A 15337-nucleotide genomic window follows, 5' to 3' on the forward strand; every position below is an offset into this window, starting at 1 on the left:
ACGGACATGACTAGCCACGTCATTCAAGGCATCGCCGTCGAGGTCGAAGGCGAGGGACCGGTTGTCGTCTGCATCCACGGCTTGGGCGGGACGAGCAATACGTGGACGCCCCTGCTCCCCGCAATGCAGGGCTACCGTATTGTCCGAATCGACTTGCCCGCCAGCGGGCGTTCCGCGATTCCGAGCGACCCGGTCAGCATCGACACCATGGTTAGCGCCGTCGAAGCTGTTTGCGATGAACTGGAGGTGAGTCGGGCGACTTTTCTCGGACATTCGATGGGAACCATCGTCTGCCAGCATCTTGCCACGCGCAACCCGGCCCTGGTGCAGCGCCTGGCCCTGTTTGGTCCGCTGCTGTGTCCGCCTGACGCCGGCCGCCCGGGCATCCTGGCGCGTGCGGACAAAGCGGCTACGGGTGGCATCGCGGCGATGCAAGAGATTGCGGATGCGATCGTTTCAGGGGCTACCGGACGTGAAACCAAGGAGAACGAACCGGTCGTGCTCGCCATGGTGCGCGAGAGCCTGATGCGGCAGACCCCGGAAGGCTATGCGCAATGCTGTATCGCCCTGGCCAAGGCGCGAGCGGCTGCCGTCGAACAGATTAAGGTGCCGACCTTGCTTGTGACCGGAGATCAGGATGGCGTGGCGCCCGCCGCCGCAGTCGAGGAAATGGCCGCACGTATAACGAACAGCCGAATGGTCGTGTTCAAAGCTTGCGGCCACTGGACCACATTCGAGCGTCCGCAAGAATGCATGGACGAGCTCAACGACTTCTTGAACCAAGCCAATTAACGCCTTCCTTGTGTCGAGGGTGGAGGAGACAGAAATGAAAAAGACAGCAATTACGAACGTTGCGATTTTCGATGGAAGCGGCGGAGAGGTGTTCAACGGCGATATTCTCATCGAAGGAAACCGCATCGTCGAGGTCGCGCATTTTCCCAACAAGCTCGCCGGCCGTGCCGATCAGGTCATCGACGGCAAAGGCAAGTTCCTGATGCCGGGCATGACGGAAGCGCACACGCACTTCTCGTGGAACGACCAGCCAAGCCTTGCGGCCATCCAGATGATGCCGCCTGAAGAGCACATTCTCTGGTGCGTTCAGGTGGCCAAGCGCTACCTCGACATGGGATGGACCTCGGCGCTTGGTGCGGCAGCGGCCAAAGCGCGGCTCGACGTGGTACTGCGCAATGCCATCACTGCCGGCCAATGTGTCGGTCCCCGCTATCTGGCGGGGAGCCAGGAGATCACGACCTTGGGCGGCCTCGGCGACATGACCCTGCCGCACCTGCCGTTCCAGGAACTCAGCTTTGGCCATATCGTCAGCGGTCCTGAAGAGATCCGCAAGGCGGCGCGGATGTTCATCAAATATGGCGTCGACCATCTCAAGATCAATCTGTCCGGCGAATATATCGCAGGCATCGCAGCGGAGCTGTCGCCATTCTCCGACGAAGAAGTCGCCATGCTTGCCGCCGAAGCCAAACGCTATGGCAAGCGGGTGGCGGCCCATGCCCGGTCGAGCGAATCGGTGAAGCAGTGCGTCCGGCACGGTCTCGAGCTGATCTTCCACGCGAGTTTTGCAGACGAGGAAGCGCTCGACCTGCTCGAAGCAAACAAGGACAAGCACTTCGTGGCGCCGGGCATCGGCTGGCTGGTGCGCACCTGCTTCAATGCGTCGGAATACGGCATCACGACGGAAGTGGCGGAAAAGATGGGTTACCGGCGCGAACTGGAAGCGGCATCCGAAACCCTGAGCAAGATGCACAAACGCGGTGTCCGCGTCCTGCCGGGCGGCGACTATGGATTTGCATGGATGCCGCACGGTACGAATGCAAACGACCTGCAGTATTTCGTCGACTATATCGGCATGAGCTCGAAAGAAGCGCTGTTGGCGGCCACCCGTCTGGGCGGCGAACTCATGATGCGCGCCGATGAGTTGGGCCAGATCCAGCCCGGCTATATAGCGGACCTGGTGATGGTCGATGGAGATCCGCTCCAGGATCTGCGCATTCTGACCGAACCGTCGCGCATCGCCATGGTCATGCAGGACGGTGTCGTTCACAAGAACCTCCATGACAGCAGCCCGCGCGAAGCTGCACTGCACATTCCCGACAGTGAAAACCCCTTGCGCGACAAGGGCGTCCAGGAAGCCATCCCGGCTTGATGAAGCATCCGGCTGGGGCTAGATCATGTCCCGGCCAACAATCACAAGATCATGGAGACAAGATGAGTAAGATGCACCATGTGGCCCGGGTTGCCCTGGCCGCTGCAGGCTTGACGATGGCCGGAACGAGCGTTGCCGCCGAATTTCAGGTGGCGAACCTGAATGCCCTCTACACCACGCGGTCGAAAGCGGATCCGGTGCTCGGCACCGGCACTGACGACGAACATCTCAAGACCTACCAGTTCGAGTATTTCGCCGGCTTTAAATACGGTGACGTGTACGTGGATGCCGAGGTTTTTCATGGTGATCATGTGGGCGGGGCTGGTGCTGGCTCATTCGGTGGAAGCAGCAGCTTCCAGAACCTGATGGTCTTCAATCCTCGCCTGAGCCTGGGGAAACTCAGCGGCCGCCAGCTTTCGCTCGGTCCGATCATCGATGTTTCCTTGATCGCGAGGTATGAAAGGGCCAGCTATGCCGATTTCCGCTCCTACAACCATGGGGTCTCGTTGAATTTCTCAGTTCCCGGGTTCGCGTATTTCGAAAGTGGACTCCTTCGTCGGAATACGAATTTCTACCGCGGTGAATGGCTGTGGCGTTCGGTGCTGATGTCCAAGCCATGGCCGATTGCCGGGCAACAGCTGCACTTCAACCTTCTCTCCTTGGTCAACGGTGCGGGAAGCAATGGGACCGAGGTGTTCCTCAGGCCGGAGCTCTTGTTGGAGATGGACCCGAAGGGAAGGGTACAACTCGGCCTGCGGTACGAGATCCATCGCTACAAGATCAACGGTGCGAATTATTCACGCAACTCACCAATGCTGATGCTGAAGTGGAACTTGTAACTTCCGCTTGACGATACTGGGCTCGGCCGATAACGCGGCACGACAGCGCATTATCTATCTTCGAGACCCCGGGCAATGGATGACGGCCGACCTTACACCGGAAAGGCACACTTCGATGACTGTTCCCGCCGGACCTGGGCCCAAGCTTGAGCGAGCTCAGGTGGTGAAATACTGTGGTTCTCAACTAAGTCTTTGAAATTGTTGAGTATAATGCGTCCTGCAAAGCCGTCTAGACGGGTTCGACTCCCGTCCTCGCCTCCAAATAAAAATACGAACGGGCCTCAAAATGAGGCCCGTTTCGTTTTTTCGGTTTCCATCTTCGGCATATCTTATTTGGCAAGGGCGGTCCGACGTTCCATCGCTCCACGAGCGGCCCAGCAGGCCGTTGTTAGTATCTTCGTATTTCGATTAGCAGCATCACGAGATGAGGGCCTCGAAAACGCCCAAAATGCTCTTGATCGAAAGATGGGCGCGGACTAAGGTGATATCGACACAGGCGGTTTCGGAGGCTGCGCCGATGGAAGGCCAAGCGAAGAAGCATCGGGATGACGCAACGGTGGGCCCCGGCCTGGCACTTCCCGGAAAGCTGGCTGTGGCGAGCCATTGAGCGCTGCTTGCCAGGCTTGGCCACAGACGCGGTCACCGGCTAATGGCGACACTCTATTGACAGCGAAAAGTATGCATCGGCGGTAGACCTGGATGTCCCCGCAGACTTTCCGGTGAACAGTGCTCCATTGGATGCCATGGGTGAAACCGCATCGATTTCTACAGAGAGGCCCGGTGTGGGGATCGTTCGCCCTAGGCAACGTGGCCCGCATCCCTTCCCTGAGCAGCCTCGAACGGGCCTGATGTTGCCGATCACATGCCGAGTTCGATGACAATCCTGCGGAGAGCCCTGATGAAGCGTAGTTGCATGATCCTGCTAGGACTGCCGGTCGTGGCCTTGGCCGATCCGGTCGTCGTCACCACGCATTCTGCCGGTACCAGCGATGTCGACAGCACCGTCCTGTTCGCACTCGGCTTGAACAGCGCCACGCCGGCGCCCTTGCTTCCTTTTGAACTGACACTCACGTCGGCGTTCGAGCCGGACGCCATGCCTTCCAACCGGGCCGACAACAACGGAGGCGCGGTGGCGATCGACTTCCGGATCGGAGACCAGATCTACCACTACGGCGGCAGCGCCAACAGCTCGGTCAATCGGACCGGCCAGTCCCCCAGCTTCGACGCGTACAGCCACACGATCCTGTTTAACACTCCAGGTCCGCCGGACGCCAACTACACGGTCCGTTTCTCTCATACGCTGACCTACCTGCCGCACAACCCGGAATCAACTGGACCATTGAGCCCGCTCCAGGCTGACTCGAGCGATGGCATCTATGGGTATTACGCGATCGATGTTTTTCCGAGCAATCCGGATGTGCCACTCCACTGGCAGATGTCCTCCACCACCGATGCGAGGCTGTCCGTCCAGGTGGGTGTGGTGCCGGAGCCGGCACCGCTCGCCCTCATGGCGGCAGGGCTGTTGGTCCTTGGGCTGGGCCGGCATTTGGCCCGGCGGCGATCAACACCTGCGAAATTACTTGTCTCTTGACCTGCATCAAATATTTTTTTGATTGAGCCGTACAGACTTGCGCTAAAAGTCCTTCAACGCAGACGGACAGGAAAGGCGATCATGTTCCGCAAAATCCTGGTTCCTACCGATGGCTCGCCCTTGTCCGACACCGCGGGTAAGGCTGCGGTGTCGCTCGCGCGCGGTTGTGGCGCTGAAATCGTCGCCTTGTCTATCGCCGAGCCAGGCTCCCCGACGGGGCGCGAGCGGGCGCTTGACCTGGCTGCGCGCCGCGCCGCTAGAATCGCCCGCCTGGCCGGGGACGCGGGGGTGCCGCATAGCGAGCTCACCTCCGCCGGATCGCCGGAGTACGAGGAAATCATCCGAATCGCCCTTGAACGACATTGCGACCTGATTTTCATGGCGACACATGGACAGGGAGGCCTGACCAAGCTGATCGCCGCGCGGGTGCCTCAACTGGTGCTCGCCTATTCCCCCTTGCCGGTCATGCTGTACCGGGGGAGCGTCGAACCCGCTTAACAAAACCGGCAGGCGGCCCCTTCCACAACTTCATCCAGGAGTGGACATGTACAAGCGAATTCTGTTTCCGACCGACGGTTCCGAAGCTTCGGGACGAGCCGCCCTGGCCGCCGTCGGCTTCGCCAGGAGCGTCGGGGCCGAACTGGTCGCCATGACCGCGGTACCCGAGTTCCATACCTTCACCACGGACGCGGAAATGCTGGAGCAAACCGCGCCCCAGTATGCGGAGGCCAGCAAGGCGCGGGCGGGGCGTCTGCTGGACGAGGTCGCCGAGGCCGCGCGCGATGCGGGTGTGCCCTGCACCTGCCTGCAAGTGGTATCCGATACTCCCTACGAGGCCATCATTGCCACCGCGCGGGCGCAGCACTGCGATCTCATCGTGATGGCTTCCCACGGACGCAGGGGCATCAAGGGACTGCTTCTGGGCAGCGAGACCCAGAAGGTGCTCGTCCACAGCGCGATCCCCGTGATGGTGCACCGCTAGGGCGCCGCCGCGCCAGAAAGGACGACAGCCATGTACAAGCGTATCCTCGTTCCTACCGACGGCTCTGCCGTCTCCGAGAACGCCGTCGCCGCCGCGATCGACTTTGCCCGCGCCTGCGGCGGCGAGATCGTGGCGCTCTCCGTCGCCATGCCCCAGCCGGCGATCCAGTCGGCCGAGGCCGCGATGGTGGTCGATGCGGGGCTGGAGGTCGACGTCCTGCTCGAGGAGGCGAAAGCCCAGGTCGCGGCCGTCTGCGCACGCGCGCGGAAAGCGGGCGTGACGTGTACCGAGCGCGTCGAACTGTCCATGGATCCCGGTAAGGTGATCGTCGGTACTGCTCGCGAGCAGGCGTGCGACCTGATCTTCATGGGCTCGCATGGCCGGCGCGGGCTGAGCCGCCTGCTGGCGGGCAGCGTCACGCAGGCCGTTCTCGCGTATGCACCGGTCCCGGTCATGGTGTTGCGTCCGGTTCCGGACGACGAACGTGCGCAGGGGTTCGCGCGTCCGTGCCCTGCCGAGCATTCCACGCGATAGGGACAGCCAGTGCGTTTCCATCCACAGTGGCAGGCATGGCGCATGCTTGCAAGCCACGCGAAGCTTGCCGGCAGGGGCGAGGTGCAGGCCGGTGCTCGTCCTGGTCTGGGGCAGCGCTGGCGCGCTGCACGGACGCGCATCCTGGGCACGCTCGACCCGCCCCTCGAGCGCGAGTTCGGCGTCGCCCTCGACCGCAGCATATCCGGCATGCTGCCCGCGCTCGGGGCCGTGTTCGGCATCGCCGTGATCCTGTTCAGCGCCTGGGACTATTGGCTCGATCCGGAGCGCGCAGGCGCCACTTGCCTCGTGCGCCTGGCGCTGGTGCTGGCCGGAGCGGCAGGCTACGCCGAGTGGCACCCTGCCATCCCCGTCGCCTGGCGCTGCGGCTTCGTGTACGGCACGCATACGGGCGCCATGATCCTGAGTTCGGCACTCCTCCCCGGCGGCCTGGTGCTCGCACTGCCGGCGATTACCGGGGCCATGTTCCTGGCGGCCCTGGTCGAGCCGCGCCTGCATCGCTTGTTGTACCTGTTCCCGTTCCCTTCGCTGCTGTTTGCCGTGCTGGCTGCCGCCGTCCTGCCACAGCAGCTCTTCACCAGCAGCCTCCTGCTCTACCTGCTCACGCTTGGGCTGGCGGTGGCCATCGCCGTCGCGCATGGCCGCCTGCGGCGCGGCGCCTTCGCGGCGGAGCATGCGCTCGAGTATGCCGCCCGCCACGACAGCCTGAGCGGACTGCTGGCGCGCGGCTACCTGATCGAGCTCGCCACCCATGATCTCGCGCTGGCGCGGCGGTACAACAGGCCGTTGACGATCAGCATGCTCGATATCGACTACTTCAAGCGCATCAACGACACCTTCGGCCATGCGGCGGGCGACGCACTGATCCGCGCGGTCGGCAAGGCATGTTCGGCCGAACTGCGCGCCAGCGACTACTTCGGCCGCGTCGGAGGCGAAGAGTTTGTCTGCGTCATGCCCGAGACGCAAGTGGAAGATGCGCTCGCTTGCGCCGAGAGGATGCGCGAGGCTGTGGCGGCCATCCGGCTCGCACTCCCCCAGGGCAGCGTCGCGTGCACGATCAGCATCGGCGTCGCGGCGCTCGGGCCCGGCCATGCGCATTTCGACGCCTTGCTGGCCGAGGCCGACGCCGCCCTCTACCGGGCCAAGTCGGGCGGGCGGAACCGCATCGAACTGGCCCTGGATACTAACCCTGGCAGCTAAGCGGGGACGGCGGTCAGCAGCGCCTCGAGTTTGTCCGGGTCGCGCAGGACGAGTTCACGCTTGTCGAGCTCGATCCACCCCAGGTCGCGAAAACGGGTCAGCAGCCGGCTGACGCTTTCCAGCGCCAGTCCAAGGTGGTTGCCGATATCCGCGCGCGACATGTGCAGGCGAAACCGGTTCGGGGACAAGCCACGTTCGGCATATCTTGCCGAGAGACTCAGCAGGAAGCCTGCCAGCCGTTCGGCCGCCGGGGTATTCGCCTGTATGAGCGCGGCCTGCTCGCGGACGATTTCATGGCTCATGGCGCAGTGGAAGCGCTGCATCAACTGCGATGATGCCCGCAAGGCATCCTGAAATTCGGGATAGGGGATCGCACATACTTCGCTGTCTTCCAGCGCCACCACGGTGCATGCGTGATGCCCGGCGCAGATGGCGTCCAGTCCGATCAGGTCTCCAGCCATATGGAATGCGGTAACGTGTGGCTGGCCGTGGCGGTCGGGACGCGTGGCCTTCAGGTGTCCCAGGCGCACCACATAGAGCGCCACCAAAGGCTGGGCCCTGCGCAACAGGGTTTCGTCGCGTTCCAGGCGGCGGCGATAGCCGGCGAGCACATCGAATGCCCCGGCCCCGCTGGCATCGGCACCCGCAGGCGCGCATGCATCGCGGACGATACAGCGAGGACAATGGGCGGACTGCGGAACCGGGACGGGCGTACGCAGGACGCGAGGAATGCTCATGTGATTCATCCGTTCCCCCTTGAAGGACCACGAAGGCCACGCTTGACCAGTATCTGGCAAAGTCCCCGAAGGGGCAAGCGGAAATACGGATGAGTTTCCCCGCGGGCAGCGTATGGTGAGCTCAGGAAACGGCTCCCTTTATCTATGCGCAATTTGATCTCGGTCAATTCAGATGCATGACTTCCGCGCGCGGAGGATTTACAGTCGATCCGACCACGTCGGTTGAATGCGACAGCGAGAAAGCAATGCGTGAATTGGTTCGGATCTGCGCGGGCACACGCCCCTACATTGCAAGCGGGCTCCGGCCGTGGCTGGGCATCCATGGAGGCTGACGCCGCCGCGGCACCCGAGGGGCTGAGCAGCGAAGATGCGGCGCGGCGCCTGGCGCGAGACGGGCCCAACCGCCTGCCGGATGCGGGGCGACGGCGGTGGCGGCGCATCGCTGCTGACGCGGCGCGCGAGCCCATGTACCTGCTGCTTGCGGGTGCGGCCGTACTCTACCTGCTGCTCGGCGAGCCGCGCGAAGGCGCCTTCCTGCTGGGCATGGTGTGCCTGATGCTATGCATGACCTTGTTCCAGGAAGGACGTACCGAACGCGCGTTGCAGGCACTGCGCGACTTGAGTTCGCCGAACGCCCTGGTGTGGCGCGATGGGCGGGTGCAGCGCGTGCCGGCCACTGCCCTGGTCGAAGGCGACGTGGTCGAGCTGGGCGAGGGGGACAGGGTTCCTGCCGACGGCCTGCTGCTGTCCGCGGCCGGATTGCTGGTCGACGAATCCCTGCTCACCGGGGAGTCGGTCCCGGTCGGCAAGCTGGCGGCGCCGCAGGGGAGTGCCCCGGCCGCCCCGGGTGGCGCCGATCTGCCCTGGGTCTATTCGGGCACCCTGGTGGTGCAAGGCCATGGCCTGGCGCGGATCAGCGCCACCGGTATCCGCAGCGAGATCGGGCGCATTGGCGCAGCCCTCGGCCATATCGAACCGCCGCGCGGGCGCCTGCAGCGCGAGACCACGCTGTTGGCCCGCCGTTTTGCGCTGCTGGGCGCGGTCGTCAGCCTCTCGCTGGTGCTGCTGCTGGTCGCGCGCGGCGGCGACTGGCTGCAAGCCCTGTTGGCAGGGATTGCGCTCTCGATGTCGATGCTTCCGGAGGAATTTCCTGTCATCCTCACGGTGTTTCCGGCCATCGGTGCCTGGCGGCTGGCCCGGCAGCAGGTCCTGACGCGGCGCCTGGCCGCTATCGAGATCCTCGGCTCGACCTCGGTCCTGTGCGTGGACAAGACGGGCACGCTGACCGAGAACCGGATGGCGGTGGCGGCGCTGTGGCGCGACGGAGTCCCCCATGAGCCGGCCGCCGGCGTTCCGATGCCGGCGCTGCACCGGGAACTGCTGGCGTACGCGCTGCGCGCCAGCCGGGAGCTCGGCAGCGATCCAATGGAGGCGGCGTTCTGGCGCCTGGCTGCCGACGCGCTCCCGGACGGCGGCGCGACGCCGCGCGGCTGGTCCCTGGTGCACGAGTACGGCCTGACCCCGCAGCGGCCGGCGCTGGTCCACATCTGGGACCGGGGCGACGGTACCGGACTGGCGGCCGCCAAGGGAGCGCCGGAGGCGATCGCCGCGATGTGCCGCACGGACGAGGCCCGCAGGAACGCTGTCCTCGGCGCGGCGGCGCGGATGGCGGGCGCGGGACTGCGGGTTCTGGCCGTCGCCCGCGCGCCAGCCGGGGGCGGGCCATGGCCGGACGATCCCGCCGGCTTCGGCTTCGAGCTTCTCGGCCTGGCGGCGCTGGCCGACCCCCTGCGCCAGGATATACCGGACGCGGTCGCGGCCTGCCGCGAAGCGGGGCTGCGCATCGTCATGATCACGGGCGACCACCCGCAGACTGCCAGTGCGATCGCGCGCCAGGCCGGCCTCGGCGGCGGCGAGGTGCTGACCGGCGCGCAGATCGAAAGCCTCGACGGCGAGGCGCTGGCGCGCCGGCTCGATGGCGTCGACGTCTGCGCACGCATCGCGCCGCAGCAGAAGCTGCGCATCGTGCAGGCGCTGCAGCGCAATGGCGCCGTGGTGGCGATGACGGGAGACGGCGTCAACGACGCGCCGGCGCTGCGCGCGGCCAACGTCGGCGTCGCGATGGGGCGGCGCGGCACCGACGTCGCGCGCGAGGCGGCCGAGCTGACCCTGCTCGACGACCGGTTCGCCTCGCTGGTCGAGGCGATCGCCTCGGGGCGCCGGATATTCGGCAACATGCGCAAGTCGATGTGCTACGTGATGGCGATGCATGTGCCGATCGCGGGCATGGCCTTGCTGCCGGTCCTGCTGGGCTGGCCCGTCCTCCTCTATCCCTTGCACATCGTGTTCCTCGAACTGGTGATCGATCCCGCCTGCTCGCTGGCCTTCGAGAACGAACCGGCGGAACCCGACATGATGCGGCGGCCGCCGCGGGCGCTCGACGATGCGCTGTTCGGGCGTGAAGCGATTCTCGGCGCAGTGGCGCAGGGCACGTGGGTACTGGCTTTGTTGACCCTCCTGTACGCCTGGGCGCTGTCGCAGCTGCCGGAAGCCGAAGCACGCGCGGTCGCCTTCGCGGGGCTGATCCTGTGCAGCCTTGCCCTGCTGTTGTCGAACCGCCAGCAAGGCGGCGTCCGAGGGACGCTGCGCACAGCCAATCCGGTGTTCTGGACGATTGCCGGGGTGGCGCTGCTGTTGCTGGCACTTGCCGTATTCACGCCTCCGGCGGCGTCCATGCTGCTGCTGGCGCCGCCGGCACCGGCCATGCTGGGCGTCGCCGGGCTGACCGCAATGCTCGCGCTGGCGGGTCTCGAGCTGCGCAAGCTCCGCCTCGCGCGCAGGCGGTAAAGGGCTTGTCAGCGACAACAGGGCGGCTATTGTTGTTGGAGCTTCAGATACCGGCCGACAAGGATTGCAGTCGGATAGAGGATTTCCTCCTCCTGCCGCGCATGCGCCTTCAAGTGTGCGGCGAACGCCACAGCTTCCTTCTTTCCTTCTTTTCGGCCGGCGGCGCGCAGCCGGTCCAGGGCCTGCGCAATCGCCCGGTGTTCCGCCAGCATGGCAGGCATATCGCCCTGCAGAAAAGCTGACATCCAGATGATCTCGGCGGCGTTCGCGGGCCTGCCTCCCGACGCCAGCTCCGCCAGCGCCGCGAGGGGCGGAAGTGCGAACTGTTCTTGTGGCAGAAGAAATTCGGTCTCGACCTCATCGCGCTGGTATCGATCGTCGGCGCCGTGGCGCTCCAGGAGGCCCTGACCGCGGCGGTCATCGCCTTGATGTTTGCGAGCGGGCGCGCGCTGGAGGACTACGCGGAAAAGCGGGCGCAGGACGAGATGTCCGCACTGCTGAGCCGGGCGCCGAAGCTGGCCAACCGTTATGAACATGGCTCGGTGGTGCAAGTGGCGCTTGCCGCGGTACAGCCGGGCGACAGGCTCCTGGTAAGGCCGGGCGAGACCGTGCCGGTGGACGGTACGCTGCTCACTGGCGCCACGGTCGATGAATCGAGCCTCACAGGCGAGGCCCTGCCGGTGACTTACGGGCCTGGAAACACGGTAGGCAGCGGTGTCGTCAATGCCGGCAATGCCTTTGACTTGCTTGCCACGACCACGGCGGAGGACAGCAGCTTTGCCGGCATCATCCGTCTCGTGCGCGCGGCCCAGGAATCCAGGGCGCCTGCGGCACGCCTGGCGGACCGGTATGCGCTGTTGTTTGTTCCCCTGGCACTCGGGATCGCCGCGATCGCATGGCTCGCGACGGGGGACCCGAACCGGGCCCTGGCCGTGGTCGTGGTCGCCACGCCGTGCCCCCTGATCCTTGCCGTGCCCGTCGCGATCGTCAGCGCGATGTCGCGCTGCGCCCAACGGGGCATCCTGATCAAGCACGGCGGTGCGCTGGAAAAGCTGGCGCAGGTGAACACTATCTTCTTTGACAAGACGGGGACGCTTACCGGCGGCAAGGCCCGGCTGGCCGCTATCGCGGCCGATCCGTTGCTGCAGCCGGAGCACGTGTTCAGGCTGGCGGCATCCCTGGAACAGATGTCCGGCCATGCGATTGCCCAAGCGGTGGTCGGCGCGGCGCTCGAACGGGGAGCGGTCCTGTCGCTCCCCGAAGAGGTGAGCGAGGAGGCCGGCGCGGGACTTTCCGGGTTCGTGGACGGAGCGCTGGTGCGCGTCGGCACCTATCGCTACGTCTCGGGGGATGCGGAGAAACCGGGCTGGGCCGCCAGCGTCCTCGAACGCGCCAGGTATGAGGGCGCTGCCGTGGTCTGCGTCGCCATCGGCGGGCGCTTGAGCGGCGTCTTGCTGATGGCCGATGAGATCCGGCTCGATTCACCCCGGGCATTGCGCCTCTTGCGGGCCTCGGGCGTCACCCGGATCGCAATGCTGACCGGCGACCGTAGCGACGTCGCCGCGACGATCGCGGCGTCACTGGGGATCGATACCATCTTGCCTGAGCAGACGCCGGCATCGAAGCTTGCCGCCATCTCCGCGGCGCGGATCGACGGGGTGACGATGATGGTCGGCGATGGCATCAACGATGCCCCGGCGCTGGCCGCCGCCGACATCGGCGTCGCCATGGGAGCGCGCGGCGCCGCCGCTGCGGCCGAGTCGGCGCAGGTGGTGCTGCTGGTCGACCGTCTCGACCGCCTGGTGTTTGCGATCCGTATCGCCCAGCGGACCCGCAGCATTGCGCTGCAGAGTGTCATTGGAGGCATGGGCCTGTCGATCATCGCCATGATCGTTGCGGCTTTCGGCTATCTGCCCCCGGTCGCCGGCGCACTCCTGCAGGAATTGATCGACGTCGCCGTCATCCTGAACGCGCTGCGCGTCCTGCGCCTGGACACGGGAGACGCCGGACGACAGATGCCGCCCCGCGAAGCCAGCCGCTTGAAGGAGGAACATCAGCGACTGATGCCGGTCATCGATCACGTGGGCTGGCTGGCCGACCGGGTGGACGGCATGCCGGCCGAGGTGCTGCGAAGCGAAATCTCGCAGGTGAATGCAGCGCTTCGTGACCGCATACTTCCCCATGAGTCGAACGATGACGCCGCGCTGTACCCGCAGCTGGCGCGGATGCTGGGCGGCGAGGACCCGATGGCATCCATGAGCAGTACGCATCGGGCGATCTTTCACCTGAGCCGTGTCATCGAGCGGCTCGCCAGCGCCACGCCGCAGGACGGCGAAGCCGGCGAGTCCAGGCGCGAGTTGCGCCGGACCCTGTATGCACTCGACTCCATCCTGAGATTGCATTTCGCCCAGGAGGAAGAGCTCTACCATGCCTTGACATCCTAGGCGAATCAGGCCCCGTGCGGCAGGCCCAGGTTCTGGTTGGCGGGCACGGCCACGTCGATCAGCTTCGGCTTCGGCAGGTTCAGTTCGCCCATGAGCTTGACGAAATCCGCGCGGCTGCGGCCGGCCAGGCGCGCGTTATGGCGCTTTTCCCAGCCGATTGTCGATACCGCCTGGCCTTTGTAGTCGTGGCCCGGCCACACGCGCGTGTCGTCCGGCAATGTAAACAGCTTGGCGTTGACGCTGTCGTACAGCGCGTCGGCGCTGCCGCTCTGGAAGTCGGTGCGCCCGCAGCCGTCGATCAGGAGGGTGTCGCCGGTGAAGACGTTGCCGCGCCAGACATAGCTCATGCTGCCGGCGGTGTGGCCCGGGGTATGGAGGACGGCGATCTCCTCGCCGGCGCCGAAGCGGAGCACGTCGCCGTCCTTGAGTTGCAGCTCGGCGGGTGCGATGCCGCAGCCCGCCGGCACCGCGGCGGCGGCGCCGGTCAGTTCGCGCAGCCGGCCTGCCGAGGTCACGTGGTCGGCATGGGCGTGCGTCTCGAGCACGTAGCGCAGCTTCAGGCCCAGGCGCTCGAGGTGCCGCAGGTCGCGCTCCCAGTGGCGCTCCACGGGATCGATGATGACGGCCTCCGTCTCGCCGGGTGCGGCCAGGATGTAGGTGAAGGTCGAGGATTCGGTGTCGAACAGCTGGATGGGATTCAGGTTCATATCGTTCTCCAAAAGGAAGGGAGGCTGCATTTCAGGCGAGCAGGGCCTTTGCGATCATGCCGGCGGCTACCAGGGCCGAGACCGCGGCGAAGGCCTTTTGCAAGGCTGGTCCCGCCACCCTGGCGGCGAGCGACCGGCCGCCCAGCATGCCGGCCAGGGCGCCGCCGGCAAACGGGACCGCCATCGGCCAATCGATGCCGCCCTGGGCCGCCGACGCCGCGACCCCGGCGGCGGAAATGATGGCGATCACGGCCAGCGAGGTCGCGACCGCCGATTTGATGGGCAGGTCGGTATAGCGCTGCAGGGCGGGCACCATGACGAAGCCGCCGCCCACTCCGAGCAGGCCGGACAAGAAACCGGCAAGCGCGCCGGACAGGCCCAGCGCCCGCGCACAGGGGCGGGTCCAGACGAAGCGGCCGGTCTGTTCGCCGCGCAGGCATACCGGCGCAGCCGCGGACTGGCCCGGGACGGGTAGGGCGGCCTGGCGCCAGGTCCTGGCCGCCACATACAGCAAGGTGAGGGCGAACAGCAGGCCCAGCCAGCGGGCGTCGGCCAGGCGCGCCGCCCACAGCCCGGCCGGCGCCAGCAGCATGCCGGCTGCCGCGACCAGAAGGGCGGCGCGGTAGCGCACCTGCCCGGCGCGCAGCCCGAGGATGGCGCCCAGCGTGGCCGCCATCCCGACCGCCAGCAGGCCGATCGGACCGGCCTGGGCGACCCCGATGCCGGTGCCGAACACCAGCAGGGGCACGGCGAGGATGCCGCCGCCTGCGCCGGTCAGCGCCAGGACCAGGCCGACCGCGAGGCCGAGCAGGGCAGGGATCATGGCGTCCGCCTCAGGCCTTGGCGGCGGCGCGGGCGGCGCCCAGCCGTTCGAGCAGTTCGAACACCCCCATGCCGGCGACCATCGCGGCCGTGAACACGAGCGGCTTGGCGCTGCCGCTCGCCAGCGAGGCCAGCGCCGGGCCGGGGCAGTAGCCCGCCAGGCCCCAGCCGGCCCCGAAGGCGAGCGAGCCCAGCACGAGGCGGCGGTCGATCCGGGTCGCGCTCGGCAGGCGCATGGCCTCGCCCAGCAGCGAGCGTTCGCGCCTGCCGGCCACGCGGAAGGCAAGCAGCCCGACCAGGATCGCCCCGCCCATCACGAAGGCGAGCGAGGGGTCCCAGTTCCCGGCCAGGTCGAGGAAACCGAGCACCTTGGACGGGTCGGTCATGCCCGAGACGATCAGGCCGATGCCGAACACCAGTCCGACGATGAGTGCGCTAAGGATGTGCATGGCGGT

At 66.1% G+C, this 15337-nt stretch carries 15 protein-coding genes; 10 read left to right on the forward strand and 5 right to left on the reverse strand.

Annotated features, from left to right (window positions below; genetic code table 11):
• The first annotated feature begins 6 nt into the window (after positions 1-6).
• The 8 genes from J8847_RS02690 (at position 7) to J8847_RS02725 (ending at position 7325) form a co-directional block, all read left to right on the forward strand.
• A complete protein-coding gene (locus J8847_RS02690; protein WP_211523141.1) occupies positions 7-792 on the forward strand; it encodes an alpha/beta fold hydrolase in 786 nt (261 codons plus the stop codon).
• A 34-nt stretch (positions 793-826) separates the two neighbouring features.
• Positions 827-2161, forward strand: a complete 1335-nt coding sequence (locus J8847_RS02695; protein ID WP_211523142.1) for an amidohydrolase family protein — start codon at positions 827-829, stop codon at positions 2159-2161.
• A gap of 62 nt (positions 2162-2223) precedes the next feature.
• Positions 2224-3000: a hypothetical protein gene (locus J8847_RS02700; RefSeq protein ID WP_211523143.1), complete on the forward strand. Its 777-nt coding sequence runs from the start codon at positions 2224-2226 to the stop codon at positions 2998-3000.
• Between the two features lie 898 nt (positions 3001-3898).
• A complete protein-coding gene (locus tag J8847_RS02705; protein ID WP_211523144.1) occupies positions 3899-4591 on the forward strand; it encodes a hypothetical protein in 693 nt (230 codons plus the stop codon).
• An 81-nt stretch (positions 4592-4672) separates the two neighbouring features.
• Complete coding sequence (locus tag J8847_RS02710; protein ID WP_211523145.1) at positions 4673-5089, forward strand: universal stress protein; 417 nt, start codon at positions 4673-4675, stop codon at positions 5087-5089.
• Between the two features lie 46 nt (positions 5090-5135).
• Positions 5136-5573 carry a universal stress protein gene (locus J8847_RS02715; RefSeq protein ID WP_211523146.1) on the forward strand — a complete coding sequence of 146 codons (438 nt, stop codon included), beginning with the start codon at positions 5136-5138 and terminating at the stop codon, positions 5571-5573.
• Positions 5574-5603: 30 nt separating this feature from the next.
• The gene (locus J8847_RS02720) at positions 5604-6107 is read left to right on the forward strand and encodes a universal stress protein (RefSeq protein WP_211523147.1); all 504 of its coding nucleotides are present in this window, start codon (positions 5604-5606) and stop codon (positions 6105-6107) included.
• Between the two features lie 42 nt (positions 6108-6149).
• On the forward strand, positions 6150-7325 hold the full coding sequence (locus tag J8847_RS02725) for a GGDEF domain-containing protein (RefSeq protein WP_211523148.1): 1176 nt from the start codon (positions 6150-6152) through the stop codon (positions 7323-7325).
• Here J8847_RS02725 and J8847_RS02730 read toward each other — a convergent pair.
• Positions 7322-8062: a helix-turn-helix domain-containing protein gene (locus J8847_RS02730; protein ID WP_211523149.1), complete on the reverse strand. Its 741-nt coding sequence runs from the start codon at positions 8060-8062 to the stop codon at positions 7322-7324. The two genes, J8847_RS02725 and J8847_RS02730, sit on opposite strands and share 4 nt — an antisense overlap.
• A gap of 321 nt (positions 8063-8383) precedes the next feature.
• On the opposite strand from J8847_RS02730, the gene J8847_RS02735 reads away from it, so the two are divergent.
• Positions 8384-10909 (forward strand): cation-translocating P-type ATPase, encoded by a 2526-nt coding sequence (locus J8847_RS02735; RefSeq protein WP_211523150.1) that lies wholly within the window; start codon positions 8384-8386, stop codon positions 10907-10909.
• Positions 10910-10935: 26 nt separating this feature from the next.
• Here the strand turns inward: J8847_RS02735 and J8847_RS02740 are convergent, their stop codons facing one another.
• On the reverse strand, positions 10936-11154 hold the full coding sequence (locus J8847_RS02740) for a hemerythrin domain-containing protein (protein ID WP_211523151.1): 219 nt from the start codon (positions 11152-11154) through the stop codon (positions 10936-10938).
• A gap of 84 nt (positions 11155-11238) precedes the next feature.
• On the opposite strand from J8847_RS02740, the gene J8847_RS02745 reads away from it, so the two are divergent.
• On the forward strand, positions 11239-13353 hold the full coding sequence (locus J8847_RS02745) for a heavy metal translocating P-type ATPase (RefSeq protein ID WP_229512464.1): 2115 nt from the start codon (positions 11239-11241) through the stop codon (positions 13351-13353).
• A gap of 5 nt (positions 13354-13358) precedes the next feature.
• Here J8847_RS02745 and J8847_RS02750 read toward each other — a convergent pair whose 3' ends face one another.
• The 3 genes from J8847_RS02750 to J8847_RS02760 are packed head-to-tail and all read right to left on the reverse strand — an operon-like array spanning position 13359 to position 15331.
• Positions 13359-14060 carry an MBL fold metallo-hydrolase gene (locus J8847_RS02750; protein ID WP_307727490.1) on the reverse strand — a complete coding sequence of 234 codons (702 nt, stop codon included), beginning with the start codon at positions 14058-14060 and terminating at the stop codon, positions 13359-13361.
• Between the two features lie 31 nt (positions 14061-14091).
• Positions 14092-14883 carry a sulfite exporter TauE/SafE family protein gene (locus J8847_RS02755; protein ID WP_211523152.1) on the reverse strand — a complete coding sequence of 264 codons (792 nt, stop codon included), beginning with the start codon at positions 14881-14883 and terminating at the stop codon, positions 14092-14094.
• A 10-nt stretch (positions 14884-14893) separates the two neighbouring features.
• Entirely contained in the window at positions 14894-15331 is a 438-nt protein-coding gene (locus J8847_RS02760; RefSeq protein WP_211523153.1) for a DUF6691 family protein, read from the reverse strand.
• Positions 15332-15337 lie beyond the last annotated feature (6 nt).

The sequence above is a fragment of the Massilia sp. AB1 genome (assembly GCF_018119385.1).
Classification (GTDB): Bacteria; Pseudomonadota; Gammaproteobacteria; order Burkholderiales; family Burkholderiaceae_D; genus Telluria.

What these genes read in the sequence shown, in the direction of transcription:
- J8847_RS02690 (WP_211523141.1), top strand. Translation starts at nt 7, where the DNA reads ATGACTAGCCACGTCATTCAAGGCATCGCCGTCGAGGTCGAAGGCGAG.
- J8847_RS02695 (WP_211523142.1), top strand. Translation starts at nt 827, where the DNA reads ATGAAAAAGACAGCAATTACGAACGTTGCGATTTTCGATGGAAGCGGC.
- J8847_RS02700 (WP_211523143.1), top strand. Translation starts at nt 2,224, where the DNA reads ATGAGTAAGATGCACCATGTGGCCCGGGTTGCCCTGGCCGCTGCAGGC.
- J8847_RS02705 (WP_211523144.1), top strand. Translation starts at nt 3,899, where the DNA reads ATGAAGCGTAGTTGCATGATCCTGCTAGGACTGCCGGTCGTGGCCTTG.
- J8847_RS02710 (WP_211523145.1), top strand. Translation starts at nt 4,673, where the DNA reads ATGTTCCGCAAAATCCTGGTTCCTACCGATGGCTCGCCCTTGTCCGAC.
- J8847_RS02715 (WP_211523146.1), top strand. Translation starts at nt 5,136, where the DNA reads ATGTACAAGCGAATTCTGTTTCCGACCGACGGTTCCGAAGCTTCGGGA.
- J8847_RS02720 (WP_211523147.1), top strand. Translation starts at nt 5,604, where the DNA reads ATGTACAAGCGTATCCTCGTTCCTACCGACGGCTCTGCCGTCTCCGAG.
- J8847_RS02725 (WP_211523148.1), top strand. Translation starts at nt 6,150, where the DNA reads ATGCTTGCAAGCCACGCGAAGCTTGCCGGCAGGGGCGAGGTGCAGGCC.
- J8847_RS02730 (WP_211523149.1), bottom strand. Translation starts at nt 8,062, where the DNA reads ATGAGCATTCCTCGCGTCCTGCGTACGCCCGTCCCGGTTCCGCAGTCC.
- J8847_RS02735 (WP_211523150.1), top strand. Translation starts at nt 8,384, where the DNA reads ATGGAGGCTGACGCCGCCGCGGCACCCGAGGGGCTGAGCAGCGAAGAT.
- J8847_RS02740 (WP_211523151.1), bottom strand. Translation starts at nt 11,154, where the DNA reads ATGTCAGCTTTTCTGCAGGGCGATATGCCTGCCATGCTGGCGGAACAC.
- J8847_RS02750 (WP_307727490.1), bottom strand. Translation starts at nt 14,060, where the DNA reads ATGAACCTGAATCCCATCCAGCTGTTCGACACCGAATCCTCGACCTTC.
- J8847_RS02755 (WP_211523152.1), bottom strand. Translation starts at nt 14,883, where the DNA reads ATGATCCCTGCCCTGCTCGGCCTCGCGGTCGGCCTGGTCCTGGCGCTG.
- J8847_RS02760 (WP_211523153.1), bottom strand. Translation starts at nt 15,331, where the DNA reads ATGCACATCCTTAGCGCACTCATCGTCGGACTGGTGTTCGGCATCGGC.